Origin of the sequence: Pseudomonas sp. NFIX49 (assembly GCF_900115915.1) — a bacterium.
Classification (GTDB): domain Bacteria; phylum Pseudomonadota; class Gammaproteobacteria; order Pseudomonadales; family Pseudomonadaceae; genus Aquipseudomonas; species Aquipseudomonas pharyngis.
Genome location: NZ_FOYE01000003.1, coordinates 70,657 through 87,525, shown reverse-complemented (window position 1 = coordinate 87,525; position 16,869 = coordinate 70,657). Strand labels below are relative to the sequence as shown.

Below are 16,869 nucleotides of genomic sequence, written 5' to 3'. Positions count from 1 at the left end.
GATGAAACGACATCTGTTGTTGGGCACGGTGATTCTGCTTGGGCTGGGCGGTTACGCGTCGGATCTGTTTGCCGACGATCAGGACGCCTTGAAAGCTTTCGGCACGGTGCAGAAAGTCTTCCAGAGCCCGCGCTGCCAGAACTGCCACATTCCCGGCGATTCGCCGTTGCAGTTCGACGCCGGCATCCCCCACGCGATGAACGTGGTGCGCGGCATGGACGGCAAAGGCGCAGCCGGTTTGCCCTGTGCCACTTGCCACGCCGAAAGCAATCCGCCGGCCAGTTACGGCCCCCATGCGCCACCGGGCGCGCCGCACTGGAGCCTGCCGCCGGCCGCCCACAAAATGGCCTGGATCGGTCTGCCGCCGGATCGTTTGTGCGCAATGATCAAGGACCGCGCCAGCAACGGCGACCGCGATTTCGCCGCGCTGATCAAACACGTCAGCGAGGACAAACTGGTGCTCTGGGGCTGGAATCCCGGGGCAGGGCGCGCGCCGGTGCCGGTGCCGCACGATATCTTCGTGACCCAGTTCAAGCTTTGGGCCGATGCAGGCGGGCCGTGTCCGGTGGCCGGCGGATGAGAGGTTGAGTCATCGCTGATTCGGGCTACGCTCAACTGCATCGACGACAAAGGAGTGTGTGATGCTGGTACCCGGCAAACCTGCCAATGAAGCTGTCCGAGTTCAAGTGCTGCATGATTTGAAATTGCTCGATTCCGCACCGGAAGAGCGCTTCGACCGGCTGACGCGACTGGCCAAGCGGCTGTTCAACGTGCCGATCGCGCTGGTCACGCTGGTGGACAAGGAGCGGCAATGGTTCAAGTCCTGCGTGGGCCTGGGCGTCACTGAAACCCCACGGGATGTCTCGTTCTGCGCTCACGCGATTCTTCAGGACGAGCTGCTGCTGGTGCCCGACGCCCGCGAGGACGAGCGCTTTCACGACAATCCGCTGGTGATCGGTGATCCGAACATCCGCTTCTACGCCGGGTATCCGCTGACCGTGCCCAACGGCAACAAGATGGGCACCTTGTGCCTGATCGACACCCGGCCCCGTGACCTCGACGAAGAGGAGCGCGCCCTGTTGCGCGATCTGGCCGGCATGGCCGAGCAGGAACTGATGGCCGTGCAGATGGCGAGCATGGACGAGCTGACGCTGCTGTCCAACCGTCGCGGCTTCAAGATGCTCGCCCAGCACGCGCTGGACGCCTGCGCGCGGCTGGAAAGACCGGCGACGCTGCTGTTTTTCGACCTCAATGATTTCAAGCAGATCAACGACCTTTATGGCCATGCCGAGGGCGACAGCGCGCTCAAGACTTTCGCCGATGTGCTGCGCATCGCCTTTCGCGAGAGCGATGTAGTGGGACGGCTAGGCGGTGATGAGTTCGTGGCGTTGCTGACCGGCTCGAGCCATGTCGAAACCACGGCGATCATGGCGCGACTCAAGGAAATCCTCGAAGAACGCAATGCCACGTTGCACCGCGGTTACGCGATTCGCTTCAGCGTCGGCCAGATCGAATACAACCCGCAGCGCCATGACACCGTGGATAAGTTGCTGGCGGATGCGGATGCAGCGATGTATGCGCACAAGCAGGCGTTGAAGCGTTGTTAGTCCTGACCTCATCGCGAGCAAGCTCGCTCCCACAGCAGGCGTATTTCAACGGTTGGGATGAACTGAGTCTAGCGCCGTGCTTTTCGATTGAAAGACGATAGTTTTTGCGCCGAGCACAAATTATTTCGATCAATCGAGGCGGCCATGCTGCGTGAATTGAAAACCTTTCTGGCAGTGGCGCGGCATGGCACGTTTGCCGCGGCGGGCTTGCATATCGGCCTGACGCAATCGGCGGTCAGTGCGCAGATACGCAATCTGGAGCAGGCCTTGGGCGTGCGTCTGTTCGATCGCACCGGGCGGCAGGCGATTGATCATCCAGCGATACGCAACTTGCCGCTGCGAATAATGTTCAACAAATGTCTGCAGATCGAAAGCGAAAAGCCCTTCTGATGAAAGTCAACTGTCAGTCCTGACAGTGTCTTTATCTGTTTTCAGGCGCTAGCGTGGGCGCTGTAAAAGACATTCTGCTGGAGTCGGGAAGACTGGTTGTTTTTCTCAGGGCGGAGAATATTGACAATCAGAGAAAAACTCCATGTCAACCCTGGCCAAAACACATCGCAATGCTGGTGATCTGGATCCAACTTTTGCCAAAGATGGAGTCATTAATATCGGACCAGGCAGCTGCGGCTCCGTGGTGGAGACAAAAACTGGACGTATTGTTTATGTTTATGATTCGGCAGGCAAATTGCAGCTGATTCGGGCCTACGGCGATGGTTCTATCGACCCTTCATTCGTGAATCCACCTTGGCAATTTGGGCCAAAATATTCCGCTTCGCGTCAACTTGACATTCAAGACGATGGCGGTTTCGTTGCTATCGGTAGCACTGGCGATGGCTTAAACCGGTTAGCTGCAGTCACGAAGTTCAATGAGCACGGCAGTCAGAATCTGGTCTTTGGCACGAAAATCTTTCCCGACATTCCACTTGACCCTGGGCAAAGTGTGATAACTGACGAAGCAAAGGGTTGTGCCCTCTCCGATGGGCGTGTCCTGTTGGGTCAAAGCCACATTCTGCATGATGGAACAGGAGCTGCCGTTGAGGGGAGTGGAACCATCCGCTGCTATCTCCCTAATGGCGATCTTGACGATACATTCGGTGGAAATGGCGAAGTTAAGATCATATTCGACAACGCACGCTACTCGAGTATCGAGAGCATCAAGCCGAAGCTGCAGGGAGGGTTTATAGTCAGTGGATCGCTCGATAACTCCACCGGCAATGAATCAGAACCCAAAAGTGTTCTGGCTAGTTATGACGAAAGCGGAAAGTTGGACAAAGGGTTTGCGACAGGCGGTCTGTACAAGATTTCTGAGGAATACGGTTTATTTAACAACGTGGGCATATCGCGTCACGGAATAACCTTTGCCGCATCCGTACGCTCTGCCGCAGGAATTAGCGTCGCAACTGTACGCTTGCAGAATGATGGAACACCCGATCCCCGTTTCAACAATGGCCAAGTACTGTGGACCGACATTAATGGACGCTTCGTGACTATTCAAAACGTGGTCGTTCAACCAGATGGAAGCATCATTGTGGGGGTGCGTTCCGACCTTGTGCTGACCCTTCTGCGTATTCTGGAAGACGGTAAACTCGATGATAACTTCGGGGTTGGAGGCGTTGCCAGGTTGGAGGGGTGGCGCATGAATGACTGCATTGTCCAGAGCATTACAGGGAGAATCATCGCTGCTGCTGACGAGATTGATCCTGCGGGTAAACCGCTGGCGCAGGTGTTGGGTTTCGTGGGATGAAGGGGCCCCGCGAGCAAAAAAAACCCGCCAGCACTGGCGGGTTTTTTAGCGGCTAGCCGAAGATTACTCTTCGATGTTGCCCATGGCGGTGGTGTTGAAGCCGCCGTCCACGTACATGATTTCACCGCTGATGCCCGACGCCAGGTCGGAGCACAGGAAGGCGCCGGCGTTGCCGACTTCTTCGATGGTGACGTTGCGGCGCAGCGGGGTTTGCGCTTCGTTGGCGGCCAGCATCTTGCGGAAGTTCTTGATGCCGGAAGCGGCCAGGGTGCGGATCGGGCCGGCCGATACGCAGTTGACGCGGGTGCCGTCCGGGCCCAGGGAGCCGGCCAGGTAACGCACGCCGGCTTCCAGCGAAGCCTTGGCCATGCCCATCACGTTGTAGTTCGGCATGGTGCGCTCGGCGCCCAGGTAGGACAGGGTCAGCAGGCTGCCGTTGCGGCCTTTCATCATTTCGCGACCGGCTTTGGCCAGGGCCACGAAGCTGTAGGCGCTGATGTCGTGAGCGATGCGGAAGCCTTCACGGGTGGTGGCTTCGGTGAAGTCGCCGTCCAGTTGGTCGCCCGGGGCGAAGCCGACGGAGTGCACGATGCAGTCCAGGCCGTCCCACTTCTTGCTCAGTTCTTCGAAGACCTTGGCGATTTCTTCATCGCTGGCCACGTCGCACGGGAAGCACAGCTCAGGGCTCGAACCCCAGCCCTGTGCGAACTCTTCTACGCGACCTTTCAGTTTGTCGTTCTGATAAGTGAAGGCAAGCTCAGCGCCCTCGCGATGCATGGCGGCAGCGATGCCGGATGCGATGGACAGCTTGCTGGCGACACCGACGATCAGTACGCGCTTACCGGCGAGAAAACCCATGTGTTGCTCCTCTTTCAGGTTATTGCGCAGTGGCTGGTGCCAGGAAAGCGGCCTCCAGCAACTGCTGTGTATACGGATGTTGGGGGGCGGCAAAGATACTTTGCGCGTCTCCCTGTTCGACCACTTGGCCATGCTTGACCACCATCAGCTGGTGGCTCAGCGCTTTGACGACAGCCAGGTCATGGCTGATGAACAAATACGTCAGGTTGTACTTGGCTTGCAGTGAACGCAACAGCTCCACCACTTGCCGCTGCACCGTCCGGTCGAGGGCCGAGGTCGGCTCGTCCAGCAGGATCAGCGCCGGTTTGAGCACCAGGGCCCGGGCTATGGCAATCCGCTGCCGCTGCCCACCGGAAAATTCGTGGGGGTAGCGGTGCCGGGTTTCCGGATCCAGACCTACCTCCTTCAATGCCGCAATAATCGCCGCTTCCTGCTCGGCGGCGGTGCCCATCCTGTGGATCCGCAGGCCTTCGCCAACGATGTCATTCACGCACATCCGCGGGCTCAGGCTGCCGAACGGGTCCTGAAACACCACCTGCATCTCCCGGCGCAACGGCCGGACTTCGCTCTGCGTCAGGCAGTCTAGCTGCTTGCCCTCAAAACGGATCCCGCCCTGGCTGCCGATCAATCGCAGGATCGCCAGACCCAGGGTGGATTTACCGGAACCGCTTTCCCCCACGATCCCCAGGGTCTGACCCTGAGGCAGGCTGAAATTGATGCCGTCCACTGCCTTGACGTGATCCACCGTGCGCTTGAGCAGGCCTTTCTTGATCGGGAACCAGACTTTCAGATCCTCGACCTCAAGCAGCGGCGCCCCGATTTTATTGCTCGCCGGGCCTCCGCTGGGCTCCGCGCCAAGCAGTTCCCGAGTGTACGGATGCTGCGGCGAACGGAACAGCTCTTCGCACGATGCCTGTTCGACGATGCAACCGCGCTGCATGACACATACACGATGCGCAATTCTTCGCACGAGGTTCAAATCGTGACTGATCAGTAACAGCGCCATGCCCAATCGGGCCTGCAATTCCTTGAGCAGGTCGAGGATTTTCAGCTGAACGGTCACGTCCAGCGCAGTGGTCGGTTCGTCGGCAATCAGCAGTTCCGGCTCGTTGGCCAAGGCCATGGCGATCATCACCCGCTGACGCTGGCCGCCAGACAATTCGTGGGGCAGGGCCTTGAGGCGCTTGTGCGGCTCGGGGATGCCGACCATCTCCAGCAACTCCAGCGTACGCTTGGTCGCGACCTTGCCGGTCAGGCCCTTGTGGATGCCCAGCACCTCGTTGATCTGCTTCTCGATCGAGTGCAGCGGGTTGAGCGAGGTCATCGGCTCCTGAAAAATCATCGCGATCCGGTTGCCACGGATATGACGAATGGTCTTTTCACTCAGCTCCAGCAGGTTCTGCCCGGAATAATTGATGCTGCCGGCCGGATGCCGCGCCAGCGGGTAGGGCAGCAGGCGCAGGATCGAATGCGCCGTAACCGACTTGCCCGAGCCTGACTCGCCCACCAGCGCCAGGGTTTCGCCGCGCTTGATGTCGAAACTCACGCCTTCGACCACCCGTTGCACGCGATCACCGATGCCGAATTCGACGGCCAGGTCGCGGATTTCGATCAGATTGTCCTGATTCATGTCACTTCCTCGGGTCGAAGGCATCGCGAGCGGACTCGCCGATGAACACCAGCAAACTCAACATCAGCGCCAGCACCGCAAACGCGCTCATGCCCAGCCACGGCGCCTGCAGGTTGGATTTGCCCTGGGCCACCAGTTCACCCAGCGACGGGCTGCCGGCCGGCAAGCCGAAACCGAGGAAGTCCAGGGCGGTGAGGGTGCCGATGGCGCCGGTCAGGATGAAGGGCATGAAGGTCATGGTCGAAACCATCGCGTTAGGCAGGATGTGGCGGAACATGATCGCGCCGTTCTGCATGCCCAGCGCCCGGGCCGCACGCACGTATTCGAGGTTGCGCCCGCGCAGGAACTCGGCACGCACCACGTCCACCAGGCTCATCCACGAGAACAACAGCATGATGCCCAGCAGCCACCAGAAGTTCGGCTGGACGAAACTGGCGAGGATGATCAGCAGGTACAGCACCGGCAACCCCGACCAGATCTCCAGAAAGCGCTGGCCGGCCAGATCGACCCAGCCGCCATAGAAACCCTGCAAGGCGCCGGCGATCACGCCGATGATCGAGCTGAGCACGGTCAGGGTCAGGGCGAACAGCACCGAGACCCGGAAACCGTAGATCACTCGCGCCAGCACATCGCGGCCCTGATCGTCGGTGCCCAGCAGGTTGTCCGCCGACGGCGGCGCGGGGGCCGGGACTTTCAGGTCGTAGTTGATGCTCTGGTAGCTGAACGGAATCGGCGCCCACAGTACCCACGCGTCCTTGGCCTTGAGCAGTTCGCGGATGTACGGGCTCTTGTAGTTGGCTTCCAGGGGGAATTCGCCGCCGAAAGTGGTTTCCGGGTAGCGCTTGATCGCCGGGAAATACCAGTTGTTGTCGTAATGCACCACCAGCGGCTTGTCGTTGGCGATCAGCTCGGCACCGAGGCTCAGGCCGAACAGGATCAGGAACAGCCACAGCGACCACCAGCCACGCTTGTTGGCCTTGAACAGTTCGAAGCGCCGGCGGTTGAGAGGGGACAGGTTCATCTCAATGCTCCCGGCTGGCAAAGTCGATACGCGGATCGACCAGGGTGTAGGTGAGGTCGCCGATCAGTTTCACCACCAGCCCCAGCAGGGTGAAGATGAACAGGGTGCCGAAAACCACCGGGTAGTCGCGGTTGATCGCCGCTTCGAAACTCATCAGGCCGAGGCCGTCGAGGGAGAAGATCACTTCCACCAGCAGGGAACCTGTGAAGAAGATGCCGATGAACGCCGAGGGGAAACCGGCGATCACCAGCAGCATCGCATTGCGGAACACATGGCCATAGAGCACGCGGTGGCGCGTCAGGCCCTTGGCCTTGGCGGTGACCACGTACTGCTTGTTGATCTCGTCGAGGAAGCTGTTTTTGGTCAGCAGGGTCATGGTCGCGAAGTTGCCGATCACCAGCGCCGTCACGGGCAGCGCCAGGTGCCAGAAGTAATCGAGGATCTTGCCGCCCAGGCTCAGCTCGTCGAAGTTGTTCGAGGTCAGTCCGCGTAAAGGAAACCAGTCCAGATAACTGCCGCCGGCAAACACCACGATCAGCAAAATCGCAAACAGGAACGCCGGAATCGCATAGCCGACGATGATCGCCGAACTGGTCCAGACGTCGAAATGGCTGCCGTGCCGCGTGGCCTTGGCAATCCCCAGCGGGATCGACACCAGGTACATGATCAGCGTGCTCCACAGCCCGAGGGAGATCGACACCGGCATCTTTTCCTTGATCAGGTCGATGACCTTGGCGTCGCGGAAGAAGCTGTCGCCGAAATCCAGCCGGGCGTAGTTCTTGACCATGATCCACAGACGTTCCGGGGCCGATTTGTCGAACCCGTACATCTTCTCGATTTCCTTGATCAGCGCCGGGTCCAGGCCCTGCGCACCACGATAGGAGGAGCCGGCCACCGACACTTCGGCACCGCCGCCGGCGATGCGGCTGGTGGCGCCTTCGAAACCTTCGAGCTTGGCGATCATCTGCTCCACCGGCCCGCCGGGCGCGGCCTGGATGATCACGAAGTTGATCAGCAGAATGCCGAACAGGGTCGGGATGATCAGCAGCAGTCGCCGAAAAATGTACGCCAGCATCTGATTACTCCGTGCCCACAGGGTCGGCTTGCAGTTGGGTTTCGACTTCTACCGCAGGTTTCGCATCGGGTTTGACCCACCAGGTGTTAATGCCGATGTCGTACTTGGGGGAGACTTTCGGGTGGCCGATGTGGTTCCAGTACGCCACGCGCCAGGTCTTGATGTGCCAGTTCGGGATCACGTAGTAGCCCCATTGCAGCACACGGTCCAGAGCGCGGGCGTGGGCCACCAGGCTTTTGCGCGAGTCGGCGTTGATCAGGTTTTCCACCAGATGATCGACCACCGGGTCCTTGAGGCCCATCGAATTGCGGCTGCTGGACTTGTCGGCGGCGGCGCTCATCCAGAACTCGCGCTGTTCGTTACCCGGCGAGTTGGACTGCGGGAAGCTGCCGACGATCATGTCGAAATCCCGCGAACGCACGCGATTGACGTATTGCGAGACGTCGACGCGGCGGATCACCAGATCGATGCCCAGATCGCTGAGGTTGCGCTTGAACGGCAACAGCACGCGCTCGAATTCGGTTTGCGCCAGCAGGAATTCGATGGCTACCGGTTTGCCAGTGGCGTCGACCATTTTGTCGTCGACGATTTTCCAGCCGGCCTCTTGCAGCAGTTGATACGCCTCGCGCTGTTGCGTGCGGATCATGCCGCTGGCGTCGGTTTTCGGATTCTCGAAGGCTTCGCTGAACACCTGCGCCGGCAGCTGGCTGCGGAACGGGTCGAGGATTGCCACCTGTTCTGCATCCGGCAGGCCGGTGGCGGCCATTTCCGAGTTTTCAAAGTAGCTGCGGGTGCGCGCATAAGCGCCGTTGAACAGTTGCTTGTTGGTCCATTCGAAGTCGAACAGCAGGCCGAGGGCCTGGCGTACCCGCACGTCCTGAAACACCGGACGGCGCAGATTGAAGACGAAGCCCTGCATGCCGGTCGGGTTGCTGTTGGCAATCTGCTCCTTGATCAGCCGCCCTTCGGTCACTGCCGGCACGTTGTAGGCATTGGCCCAGTTTTTCGCGGCCATTTCCAGCCAATAGTCGAATTGCCCGGCCTTCAACGCTTCCAGCGCGACGGTGTTGTCGCGGTAATAGTCGGTGGTCATCACATCGAAGTTGTAGAAACCGCGATTGACCGGCAGGTCCTTGCCCCAGTAGTCCTTTACCCGCTCGTAACGCACCGAACGCCCGGCCTTCACTTCGGTGACCTTGTACGGGCCGCTGCCCAACGGGATTTCCAGGTTGCCCTTGTTGAAATCACGCTCGGCCCACCAGTGTTTCGGCAGCACGGGCAACTGACCAAGGATCAGCGGCAGTTCGCGGTTGTTGGTGTGCTTGAACTTGAACAGCACCTTGAGCGGATCTTCGGCGATTACCTCCTCAACGTCGGCGTAGTAACCGCGATACATCGGCGCGCCTTCCTTGGTCAGCGTCTGGAAACTGAACACCACGTCATCGGCGCGTACCGGGTGGCCGTCGTGAAACTTCGCTTCGGGACGCAGGTAGAAGCGTACCCAGCTGTTGTCCGGGGCTTTTTCGATCTTGCTGGCGATCAGGCCGTATTCGGTGAACGGCTCGTCGAGGCCCTGTTTGGCCAGGGTGTCGTAGATCAGGCCGATATCGTCCGCCGCCACGCCTTTGCTGATGAACGGATTGAGGCTGTCGAAACCGCCGAAGCCGGCCTGGCGGAAGATTCCGCCCTTGGGCGCGTCGGGGTTCACGTAATCGAAGTGTTTGAAGTCGGCGGGGTATTTCGGCGGCTCGTTGTACAGGGTCACGGCGTGTTGCGGGGCGGCACAGGCCAGCCCGGCGAACAGCAGACCGCTGGCCTGCACGAGCAGGGCGCGGATAGGCTTCATCGATCTTTCTCCGAAGATTTCAGCCACCACGCGCTCAGGCCCAGGGTGTAGGGCGGCGTAGTGACGAAGGCGAACCGGTTGCGGTACGCCAGACGGTGATAATTGAGGTACCAGTTGGGAATGCTGTAGTGCTGCCAGAGCAGCACGCGGTCCAGCGCCTTGCCGGCGGCGACTTGTTCGTCGCGGGTTTGCGCGGCGAGCAAGTGTTCAAGCAGATGATCGACCACCGGATTGGCGATGCCCGCGTAATTCTTGCTGCCCTTGACGTTTACCTGGCTGGAGTGGAAGTACTGCCATTGTTCCAGGCCCGGGCTTAAGGTCTGGCCTAGCGTCATCGAGATCATGTCGAAATCAAATTGATCGAGGCGCTGTTTGTACTGCGCGCGATCGACGGTGCGCAGGCGCGCCTCGATGCCGATACTGTTGAGGTTCTCGATGTACGGCTGATAGAGACGCTCCAGGCTGGGATTGACCAGCATTAGCTCGAAGCGCAGCGGCTGGCCGGCGGCGTTCTGCAGGCGCTGGCCGTTGAGCTTCCAGCCGGCCTCGGCCAGCAACGCCAGGGCTTTACGCATGGTTTCCCGGGGGATGCCGCGCCCGTCGGTCTGCGGCAGTGTGAACGGTTCGGTGAACAGGCGCGCCGGCAGTTGATCCTTGTACGGTTTGAGCATCAGCCATTCATGGCCGACCGGCAGGCCGACGGCGCTGAACTCGCTGTTGGGGTAGTAGCTGGTGGTGCGCTTGTAGGCCTCGCTGAACAAGGCGCGGTTGGTCCACTCGAAGTCGAACATCAGGCCGAGGGCTTCGCGGGTCTTGACGTCAGCGAAGATCGCGCGCCGGGTGTTCATGAACAGACCCTGGCTCTGGGTCGGGATCTGGTGCGGGATCTGCGCCTTGATCACGTCGCCACGGCGCACGGCCGGGAAGTTGTAGCCATTGGCCCAGTTCTTCGCCTGATGCTCGATATAGATGTCGAACTCGCCAGCCTTGAACGCTTCGAAGGCCACATCGCTGTCGCGGTAGAACTCGACTTCCATGCGATCGAAGTTGTATTTGCCGCGATTGACTGGCAGGTCCTTGCCCCAGTAGTCCTTGACTCGCTCGAATATCAACTGCCGCCCCGGCGTGACCGAGGTGATGCGGTAAGGCCCGCTGCCCAGTGGGGGCTCGAAGGTGGTGGCCTTGAAGTCGCGGCCCTTCCAGTAATGCTGGGGCAGCACCGGCAATTCACCGAGGCGCAGGATCAGCAACGGATTGCCGCTGCGCTTGAGCACAAACCGGATGCGCTGCGGGTTGAGGATGTCGACGCGCAGCACTTCCTGAAGGGCGGTGCGGTACAGCGGGTGACCCTCCTTGAGCAGCAAGCGATAGGAGAACGCCACGTCGTAAGCGGTGATCGGCGTGCCGTCGTGGAAGCGCGCCTGCGGGCGCAGGTTGAACACCACCCAGCTGCGATCTTCGCTGTACTCCACCGACTGGGCGATCAAACCGTAACTGGAGGCCGGTTCGTCCCCGGACGGCGCGTATTGCCCGGTGCCGACCATCAGCGGCTCGTTCAGCTCGTTGATGCCGTATTGCAGGAAATTCGCCGTGGTGACCGGGCTGGTGCCCTTGAACGTGTAGGGGTTGAGCGTATCGAAGGTGCCAAACGCCATCACCCGCAACGTACCGCCCTTGGGCGCTTGCGGGTTGACCCAGTCGAAGTGGGTAAATCTGGCCGGGTACTTGAGCGTGCCGAACTGCGCATAACCGTGGCTTTCGGTGATCGTCGCGCTGACGGGGGAGCTCAAGGCCAGGCTGATCAGGAGCAGGAGGAGGGGACGCTTCAAGTCAGATCCGATCCAGGCGGCTTGGGCTTTGTGGGCCGTACAGTAACAGCTTGTATGGACAGGAAAAAGACAGGGGCTTAATGCGCGGTTAATTGTGGGAGCTGTCTGCGTCGATCTACGGAAATATCAAAAAATGACAGGCGAAAAAAAGCCCCTGAAATTCAGGGGCTCCTGGTCAGTGCGGCTGGTAGACCGTGAGCATCTGCCCAGGTTTGAGCGCCTTGCCGGCGCCCGGATTCCAGCGCTTGAGATGTTGCATCTCGACGTTGAAACGCTTGGCGACCACGTACAGTGTGTCGCCGCGTTTAACCTTGTACTGGGTCTGTTTACCGTCGTCCTTTTCTCTGGTCTTGCTGCTGGTCTTGCTGTTGGCGGCGATGACGGTGTTGATGCGCCCGCCACTGCTGCGCGCCGGTGTGCGCTTGCTGGTGTCCTGCATGACCAGGGTCTGGCCGACCTTGAGGTTCTTGCCGGTCAGCTTGTTCCAGCGTTGCAGGTCCTTGACCTCGACCTTGTTGGCCTTGGCGATGGAACCGAGGTTGTCGCCACGCTTGACCCGATAGGCACGCTTGGCCTGGGCGATCTCGCTCGGATCGGCGCCTTCGAACACCGGTTTAAGCGAGCGCGGGCTGATCAGTTCGTCAGGGCGCATGGTCTGCAGGCTGGCGGTCAGCAGCTGCGCCTTCGAGGTCGGCACCAGCAGGTGCTGCGGGCCGTCGATGGTGGTGCGCTGCTTGAACGCCGGGTTGAGCTGGAACAGCTCGTCTTCATCGATGTTTGCCACCGCTGCGACCTTGGACAGGTCCATGCGCTGGTTGATTTCGACGACCTGGAAATACGGTTCGTTGGCGATCGGGTTGAGGTTCACGCCATAGGCTTCAGGCGTCAGGACCACTTGCGAGAGCGCCAGCAGTTTCGGTACGTAGGCCTGGGTTTCCGCCGGCAGCGGCAGGTTCCAGTAGTCGGTCGGCAGGCCGAGCTTTTCGTTGCGCTCGATGGCGCGGCTGACCGTGCCTTCGCCGGCGTTGTACGCGGCCAGTGCCAGCAACCAGTCACCGTTGAACATGTCGTGCAGGCGGGTCAGGTAGTCCATCGCTGCCGTGGTCGAGGCAGTAATGTCGCGACGGCCATCGTAGAAACGGGTCTGACGCAGGTTGAAGTAGCGCCCGGTGGACGGGATGAACTGCCAGAGGCCCACCGCGTCGGCCCGGGAATAGGCCATCGGGTTGTAGGCGCTTTCGATGACCGGCAGCAGCGCCAGTTCCAGCGGCATGTTGCGTTCTTCGAGGCGCTCGACGATGTAATGAATGTAGAGGCTGCCGCGTTCGCCGGCGTTCTCGAGGAAGGAAGGGTTACTGGCGAACCACAGGCGCTGTTGCTCGATGCGCGGGTTCACGCCCAGACCTTCCTGCAGCTGGAAACCCCCGCGCATGCGCTCCCAGATGTCCTGAGGCACCTGCGGGCTGGGCTTTTCCGACAACCAGATGGGCTTCTGCTTGGCTCGCGCAGCAATGTTCGGCGTATGTGTCGCTTCAGTCTGCGGAGCATGGCTGGAACAGCCCGCCAGTGTGGCGGACACAGCCACCGCGATGGCTTGCGCCAGGCGGGTCAATGCATCTGAATTGACGGACTTACGTATGGATGACGACATTGGCTGGAAGTAAGTTCCGGGCAAAAATGTCGGGCGATTCTAGAAAGCGCACCCCCTGCGGTCAACCATTCAGAATTTTTGTACCAGGCAGGGAGCCACTCAGAACGTATCTTTCCATGCCCGCAGAGCCGCAAAAACCTCACTCGGCGCCCGGTTTTGAGGGCCGTTCCGTTCGTCCACTTTTTGTGTAACCAATATTTCACCGGTGCGCAAAAACGGGTTTGTGAGCTTTTCCAGCGCAAGGGTCGAGGGCAGTGTCATCACGCCATTCGCACGTTGCTGGCTGACTTTTTCCAGACGGGCGGCGATGTCCCGGTTGCCCGGCTCCACGGCGGCGGCGAATTTCAGGTTGCTCAGGGTGTATTCGTGGGTGCAGTAGACCAGGGTGTCTTCCGGCAGCGCCGCCAGACGGCTTAACGACTGATGCATCTGTTGCGGCGTGCCTTCGAACAAACGGCCGCAGCCGGCAGCGAACAGGGTATCGCCACAGAACAGCAGGCCATGATGGTAGTAGGCGATGTGTCCCAGGGTGTGGCCGGGAACGGCATGGACGTCGAAGTCCCAGCCGAGCACGCGCACCGTGTCGTTGTCCTTGAGGGCCACGTCGCGCCCCGGAATGCTTTCGCTGGCCGGTCCGTAGACCGTGGCCCCGGTGGCCTTTTTCAGCGTCTCGACGCCGCCGACATGGTCGTGGTGATGGTGAGTGATGAGGATGTCGCCGAGCACCCAGCCCGGATGCGCGTCGAGCCACGCCTGCACGGGGGCGGCATCCCCCGGATCGACCACTGCGCAACGCTGGGTGGCATGATCCTGTAACAACCAGATGTAGTTGTCGGTGAAGGCGGGCAGGGCACTGATCTGTATCATCGTCGAATTCGCCAAGCGGGTAACATTGGCGCATCTTAGAGGTTCCTGGCGTGTTGGAGAATGCAATGATCGATAAAGCGTTCGCTCAGGCCGATCCTGACTGGCTCGCGCTGATCGGTGCAGCCCGTGAATGGCTGTCCGGCCCCCTCGGGCAATTTCTGCTGGACGAAGAACGGCGCATGCTCGAAGACGAGCTGGGCCGGTTCTTCGGCGGCTATCTGGTGCATTACGGCCCGTCCGCCGAAACGCCGCCGTCGGCGCCGCAGGTGCAGCGCAACGTGCGGCTGGGCGCGCCCTTGCCGGGCGTGGAAATCGTCTGCGAAGAACAGGCCTGGCCGTTGAGCGAGCACGCCGCCGATGTGGTGGTGTTGCAGCACGGCCTGGATTTCTGTCTGTCGCCCCATGGCCTTCTGCGCGAAGCGGCCAGCAGCGTGCGCCCCGGCGGGCATCTGCTGATTGTCGGCATCAACCCCTGGAGCACCTGGGGGCTGCGCCATGTGTTCGCTCATGATGCGTTGCGCCAGGCGCGCTGCATCTCGCCGTCAAGGGTGGCGGACTGGCTCAACCTGCTGGGCTTCGCGCTGGAGAAACGCCGCTTCGGGTGCTATCGTCCGCCGCTCGCGTCACCCAAGTGGCAGGCCCGTCTGGCCGGCTGGGAACGCAAGGCCGGCGATTGGCAACTGTCGGGCGGCGGCTTCTATTTGCTGGTCGCGCGCAAGATCGTGGTCGGCCTGCGTCCGGTGCGTCAGGAACGCCGCGAGCCGATGGGCAAGCTGATTCCGCTGCCGATGGCCAAGGTCAACCGCCGACGCATCGAACCGTAAACCTTCTTTTATTTATGGCCGGGTATATCCCGGCCTTGGCCATCGTCGATCCGTGATCGGCGAGGCCACGCATTTTTTCTGGATAGACTGGCATGAGCGAAAGCGTCGATAGCGTAGAACTGTTCACTGACGGCGCCTGTAAAGGCAACCCCGGCCCCGGCGGCTGGGGCGCCTTGCTGGTGTGCAAGGGTGTTGAAAAGGAACTGTGGGGCGGCGAAGCCAACACCACCAACAACCGCATGGAGCTGCTCGGCGCGATTCGCGGCCTGGAAGCCCTCAAGCGTCCGTGCGAAGTGCTGCTGGTGACTGACTCGCAATACGTGATGAAAGGCATCAACGAGTGGATGGCCAACTGGAAGAAACGCGGCTGGAAAACCGCCGCCAAGGAGCCAGTCAAAAACGCTGACCTGTGGAAGGAGCTCGACGAGCAGGTCAATCGCCACAAGGTCACCTGGAAATGGGTCCGCGGCCACATCGGCCACCACGGCAACGAACGGGCTGACCAGTTGGCCAACCGTGGGGTGGATGAGGTTCGCGGTTACAAGCAGGATTGATCAAAGCATCAAAATGGCCTTGGCCAGTTGCAGGTCGGTATAGGGCTGACCTGGCAGCAGGCTGCGAATTCGCGTCAGCGCCGCTTCCATCTGTGCGCCGCGAATGTTCCCGTCGCTGGCAACGAACGCCGCCGCGTCATCCTTGGCCGCCAACACGATCTTGTCGTCCTTGAACGAACCGCTGGTGCCTTTGCTGGCGCTGAGCGTAAGGCTCATGGTGATGTCGGTGCTGATGACGAAACTGGTGGCGTGCGCCTCGGCCGTCAGCAGGCAGCCGCCGAGCATTAAAACGTATGCAGTCTTCATGACGCTCTCAATTCGCAGGAAACAAGGCGCGCACGCTAACAAGCCGGTTTGCCGCCGACTTTATGAACATTGCTAATGATTGTTAAAAACTGCATGAGCGCCGATCACCTGACGGCGCGCGACGTGTACCGCGAGCGTGTTAACATCGCCGCTTTTGCACGATTGACCCCGTTGAGAGCTGAACACTGATGGCCACCAGATCCGTTGTACTCGATACCGAAACCACCGGCATGCCAGTGACCGACGGCCACCGGATTATCGAAATCGGTTGTGTCGAGCTGATCGGTCGACGTCTGACGGGCCGGCACTTTCACGTTTACCTGCAACCGGATCGCGAGAGTGATGAAGGCGCGATCGCCGTTCACGGCATCACCAACGAATTCCTGGTAGGCAAGCCGCGTTTTGCCGAAGTGGCCGACGAATTTTTCGAGTTCATCAACGGCGCGCAGCTGATCATCCATAACGCGGCGTTCGACGTTGGCTTCATCAACAATGAATTCGCCCTGATGGGCCAGCAGGATCGCGCGGACATCACGCAGCACTGCACGATCCTCGACACCCTGATGATGGCCCGGGAACGTCACCCGGGTCAGCGCAACAGCCTCGATGCCTTGTGCAAACGCTACGGCGTCGACAACTCCGGCCGTGAGCTGCACGGCGCATTGCTCGACTCGGAGATTCTCGCCGACGTCTACCTGACCATGACCGGTGGCCAGACCAGCCTGTCGCTGGCCGGCAACGCCTCCGACGGCAATGGCACGGGCGAGGGCGCGGACAACTCGGCCACCGAAATCCGCCGTCTGCCGGCAGATCGCAAACCGGGGCGGATCATTCGCGCTACCGAAGCCGAGCTGGCCGAACACCAGGTGCGCCTGGAAATCATCGCCAAATCGGCCGGTGCCCCGGCGTTGTGGACTCAACTGCTGGAAGCCGAAGCTCAGGCGTAAGGCAAAAAAGGATCGCCCGAACATCCAGGCCGTGTTCAGGCGATCCTTTGTTTTTGGCAGTACTGACAACTGGCCACCCTCGCCACATCCGCTCCGACCCTCTACCCTGA

At 60.6% G+C, this 16,869-nt stretch carries 15 protein-coding genes and 1 pseudogene; 7 read left to right on the top strand and 9 right to left on the bottom strand.

The features are described 5' to 3' along the window. Nucleotide 1 precedes the first annotated feature (1 nt). From BMZ46_RS08570 to BMZ46_RS08555, 4 genes and pseudogenes are all read left to right on the top strand, one after another. Nucleotides 2–580, top strand: a complete 579-nt coding sequence (locus BMZ46_RS08570; RefSeq protein WP_064595487.1) for a hypothetical protein — start codon at nucleotides 2–4, stop codon at nucleotides 578–580. Between the two features lie 61 nt (nucleotides 581–641). Continuing rightward, nucleotides 642–1,607, top strand: coding sequence for a GGDEF domain-containing protein (locus BMZ46_RS08565; RefSeq protein ID WP_074687856.1), 966 nt, complete (start codon nucleotides 642–644; stop codon nucleotides 1,605–1,607). A 144-nt stretch (nucleotides 1,608–1,751) separates the two neighbouring features. Next, nucleotides 1,752–1,946, top strand: a pseudogene (locus BMZ46_RS08560) (LysR family transcriptional regulator); the annotation flags it as partial. Between the two features lie 193 nt (nucleotides 1,947–2,139). Then, a complete protein-coding gene (locus tag BMZ46_RS08555) occupies nucleotides 2,140–3,351 on the top strand; it encodes a hypothetical protein (RefSeq protein WP_085648920.1) in 1,212 nt (403 codons plus the stop codon). A gap of 63 nt (nucleotides 3,352–3,414) precedes the next feature. Here BMZ46_RS08555 and fabI read toward each other — a convergent pair whose 3' ends face one another. The 8 genes from fabI to gloB all read right to left on the bottom strand — a co-directional run bounded on the left by fabI (nucleotide 3,415) and on the right by gloB (nucleotide 14,128). Next, nucleotides 3,415–4,209: an enoyl-ACP reductase FabI gene (gene fabI, locus BMZ46_RS08550; RefSeq protein WP_003202751.1), complete on the bottom strand. Its 795-nt coding sequence runs from the start codon at nucleotides 4,207–4,209 to the stop codon at nucleotides 3,415–3,417. Nucleotides 4,210–4,228: 19 nt separating this feature from the next. Then, nucleotides 4,229–5,839, bottom strand: coding sequence for an ABC transporter ATP-binding protein (locus tag BMZ46_RS08545; RefSeq protein ID WP_039770818.1), 1,611 nt, complete (start codon nucleotides 5,837–5,839; stop codon nucleotides 4,229–4,231). Nucleotide 5,840: 1 nt separating this feature from the next. Further along, the gene (locus tag BMZ46_RS08540; RefSeq protein WP_007956945.1) at nucleotides 5,841–6,860 is read right to left on the bottom strand and encodes an ABC transporter permease; all 1,020 of its coding nucleotides are present in this window, start codon (nucleotides 6,858–6,860) and stop codon (nucleotides 5,841–5,843) included. A 1-nt stretch (nucleotide 6,861) separates the two neighbouring features. Then, a complete protein-coding gene (locus tag BMZ46_RS08535) occupies nucleotides 6,862–7,935 on the bottom strand; it encodes a microcin C ABC transporter permease YejB (protein WP_039770815.1) in 1,074 nt (357 codons plus the stop codon). A gap of 4 nt (nucleotides 7,936–7,939) precedes the next feature. Further along, a complete protein-coding gene (locus BMZ46_RS08530) occupies nucleotides 7,940–9,781 on the bottom strand; it encodes an extracellular solute-binding protein (RefSeq protein ID WP_074687857.1) in 1,842 nt (613 codons plus the stop codon). After that, entirely contained in the window at nucleotides 9,778–11,610 is a 1,833-nt protein-coding gene (locus BMZ46_RS08525) for an extracellular solute-binding protein (protein ID WP_074687858.1), read from the bottom strand. The genes BMZ46_RS08530 and BMZ46_RS08525 overlap by 4 nt, the downstream gene beginning before the upstream one ends. 175 nt (nucleotides 11,611–11,785) lie before the next feature. Continuing rightward, a complete protein-coding gene (locus tag BMZ46_RS08520; RefSeq protein WP_064595503.1) occupies nucleotides 11,786–13,261 on the bottom strand; it encodes a transglycosylase SLT domain-containing protein in 1,476 nt (491 codons plus the stop codon). Between the two features lie 99 nt (nucleotides 13,262–13,360). Then, nucleotides 13,361–14,128, bottom strand: coding sequence for a hydroxyacylglutathione hydrolase (gene gloB / locus BMZ46_RS08515; protein ID WP_039770970.1), 768 nt, complete (start codon nucleotides 14,126–14,128; stop codon nucleotides 13,361–13,363). A 65-nt stretch (nucleotides 14,129–14,193) separates the two neighbouring features. Here gloB and BMZ46_RS08510 point away from each other — a divergent pair, with 65 nt between their 5' ends. After that, nucleotides 14,194–14,952 (top strand): methyltransferase domain-containing protein, encoded by a 759-nt coding sequence (locus BMZ46_RS08510; protein WP_007956935.1) that lies wholly within the window; start codon nucleotides 14,194–14,196, stop codon nucleotides 14,950–14,952. 92 nt (nucleotides 14,953–15,044) lie between these two features. Then, complete coding sequence (rnhA, locus tag BMZ46_RS08505; RefSeq protein WP_039770807.1) at nucleotides 15,045–15,506, top strand: ribonuclease HI; 462 nt, start codon at nucleotides 15,045–15,047, stop codon at nucleotides 15,504–15,506. Here rnhA and BMZ46_RS08500 read toward each other — a convergent pair whose 3' ends face one another. Beyond that, complete coding sequence (locus BMZ46_RS08500) at nucleotides 15,507–15,812, bottom strand: DUF2388 domain-containing protein (protein WP_052266592.1); 306 nt, start codon at nucleotides 15,810–15,812, stop codon at nucleotides 15,507–15,509. Nucleotides 15,813–16,000: 188 nt separating this feature from the next. Here BMZ46_RS08500 and dnaQ point away from each other — a divergent pair, with 188 nt between their 5' ends. Continuing rightward, nucleotides 16,001–16,759, top strand: coding sequence for a DNA polymerase III subunit epsilon (dnaQ, locus tag BMZ46_RS08495; RefSeq protein WP_039770804.1), 759 nt, complete (start codon nucleotides 16,001–16,003; stop codon nucleotides 16,757–16,759). The last annotated feature ends 110 nt before the right edge of the window (nucleotides 16,760–16,869 follow it).